At 64.2% G+C, this 2,715-nt stretch carries 1 protein-coding gene and 1 pseudogene; both read left to right on the top strand.

Going from position 1 to position 2,715, the window contains the following annotated elements:
* On the top strand, positions 1 to 429 hold a 429-nt coding region (locus tag QPW08_RS14715; protein WP_284126671.1), incomplete at its 5' end, for a hypothetical protein.
* A 397-nt stretch (positions 430 to 826) separates the two neighbouring features.
* Positions 827 to 2,715, top strand: a pseudogene (locus QPW08_RS14710) (hypothetical protein); the annotation flags it as partial.

The following is a 2,715-nucleotide window of genomic DNA, read 5'->3' as shown; positions in this document are numbered from 1 at the left end:
GTCGAAGCGGTCACGGTCGATGGCAATGGCGTCCTTGGCACCACGGCTGTTGCCTCGGCTGCCGCAGTCCGCGACGTGCAGGCCGGGCTCGGCTACCTCGCCGCGGTCTCCGACCAGCAGTTCAGCGCGCTCAGCGGAAGGGTATCGGGGCTGGAGGCAGGGCTTGCTGACCTCAGCTTCCAATTGCAGGACCTCGACAAGGGGCTATCCGGCGGGATCGCCGCTGCGATGGCGATGGGCAATGCTCCCATCATCCCGGGCAAGAACATCTCGCTGTGGTTCAATGCCGCCACTTATGGCGGCGAGCAGGGCTTTTCCGGCTCGATCAGCGGCAAGATTTCGGACGGGATGTATGTCTCGGCCGGGATTACCGGCAACACCGGAGATGACGAATGGGGTGCACGCGTCGGCGTAGGCTTCGGGTTCTGACACTGCGACCGTCGGGCTCTCCCCTACATAGACTGCCCTGTCGCCGAGCTCGTTCAAGCGATCGCACGTCGGTGACACCGGCGACGGCAAGGTGATCGCCCGATCTGGCTTCGCACTGGGGTTTTAGAATCTTACTCAATGTGGAGGGTGGAACTGCCACGGTTCCGCCCTCCCCAATCTGGAACACCGATTCACCGCAACCGGGCAGTGCTTAATCGCTGCTGGTCAAAACATTGCCTTGGTTGCTAGTCTCTCCGAGTGTCTTGGCCAGACAGGCCAACACCGTTCGTTTCTCGGGGGAGGGCAAATCAAAATTCTTCCAGCGGCGAGCAGCCGCAGCATACAATAACAGCAGGCGGGTCGCCTGCCCTGCCCCTCTTTACTCGAGGGGACCAATATGAAGACTGCCATTCTTGGATCGACTGCCTTTGCCGCCGTGGCAATTGCGCTCGCCTATGCCCATCCCGCCCGCGCCGATGCGACAGCACCGTGCAATGACGGGACCGGCGCAAGCACGGTTGAATGTGGCGACAATTCCAACACCGGAACTGCAACCTCGGCAACTGCACTTGGGGTCAATGCCGATGCAACCGGCAATGGAGCCACAGCTGTAGGGGAAAATGCCGATGCAACCGCAACCGATGCCGTGGCGGTCGGCGAGGATGCTGACGCGACAGCCACCGAAGCTATCGCTATCGGGGCCGCAGCGCTTGCCAGCCAGTTGAGCAATGTCGCGATCGGTTTCCAGAGCGAGGCCTCTGGCGTGCAATCCATCGCCATCGGAGGTGACGGTGCCGGAGCCAGCGGCGGGATCGGCGCAACTGCATCGGGGGCATCCTCGATTGCTATCGGAACCGATTCTTCGGCCAGCGCAATTACCGCGCTCGCGTTTGGTTTCAACGCCTCGGCAAGCGGGAATGGTGCCCTGGCCATTGGTGCCTCGACCGTCTCCAGCGGTACCGACAGCCTGGCGGTGGGTGACAGTGCAGACGCAACCGCAAACGAGGCAGTCGCCCTTGGCGCAGACTCGCTCGCCTCAGCGATCGGTGCGGTTGCTGTAGGGTCGCAAGCGGATGCGACCGGGATTGCTTCTGTCGCCATCGGCGAAGCGGCGGTGGCCGATTTCTATGAATCCATGGCCATGGGTGCCCGCGCGCAAGTGGGCGGCAATTTTGCCATCGCCATCGGGTCGGATGCCGAAGCGAGCGCTGCCGATGCAATTGCCATCGGCGTCCAGACCTTTGCCGGGAACGGTGCCATTGCCATCGGTGGCGATGCGCTCGATGCCGACGCTCTAGGCGCGCAGGCGACCGGTGCCGGATCGATCGCGATTGGCGAGGATTCAGTTAGCTCAGGGCTGGATGCAATCGGTATCGGAACCGGCTCGTCTGCCAGCGGATCCTTGTCTCTTGCGATTGGGCGTAACACCAGTGCAACCGCAACCGGGGCAGTGGCGCTGGGCGAAGGGGCCACCGCTACCAACGATCGTGCGCATGCCCTTGGCCGGTTTGCCAATGCCAACCAGATCAACGCTTTGGCAGTCGGGGGCAGCGCAAGGGCGCTCGGCAGCTATGCCACGGCGATTGGCTCCGGCGACGGGACGGACTCCTCTGCCTACGCTTTCGGCACCGGGTCGGTTGCCATCGGCGGGGGCATCACGGGATTGCAGGGCGCGCAAGCCACGGGTTCCTACGCCATTTCTGTCGGCAATCGCTCAACAGCCAGCGGAGGAAGCTCCATTGCAGTGGGCCTCTCTGCCCAGGCGCTTGGCCTCCAGTCGATGGCAATGGGGGTCGACGCTGACGCAACCGCGACTGACAGTTTGGCGCTTGGCACTGGGGCACAGGCAATCAATGTCCGTGCAGTAGCGCTCGGCCCGCAAGCCAATGCCAGCGCCGAGGGGGCGATAGCTATAGGCGGCGATGGCGATGACGCCGACCTGCTTGGTACGCAGGCGACCGGCCTGCGTGCCGTTGCAATGGGGGCCGATGCGGTAGCCAGCGGCGAGGATGCACTGGCATTGGGAGTAGGCACCGAGGCGACCGGGCTAGGTGCCTCGGCCATCGGCCTCAACTCCAGTGCGCTGACGGACGCATCCACAGCGGTCGGGAACACCGCCACCGCCAATGGCACCGGGGCAAGCGCCTTTGGCGTCAGTGCTGCGGCCACGGCGCAGCTGACCACCGCCGTAGGCCGGCAGGCAGAAGCTTCGCTCAGCGGTGCAACCGCCATCGGCAACCGCGCCGCGGCCAGCGGCAACAGCTCGACCGCGATCGGCAATGTCGC

Source organism: Parerythrobacter aestuarii, assembly GCF_030140925.1.
In the GTDB taxonomy this organism is placed as follows: Bacteria; Pseudomonadota; Alphaproteobacteria; order Sphingomonadales; family Sphingomonadaceae; genus Parerythrobacter; species Parerythrobacter aestuarii.
The sequence above is the reverse complement of the archived record's forward strand: the minus strand, read 5'-3'. Positions and strand labels throughout refer to the sequence as shown.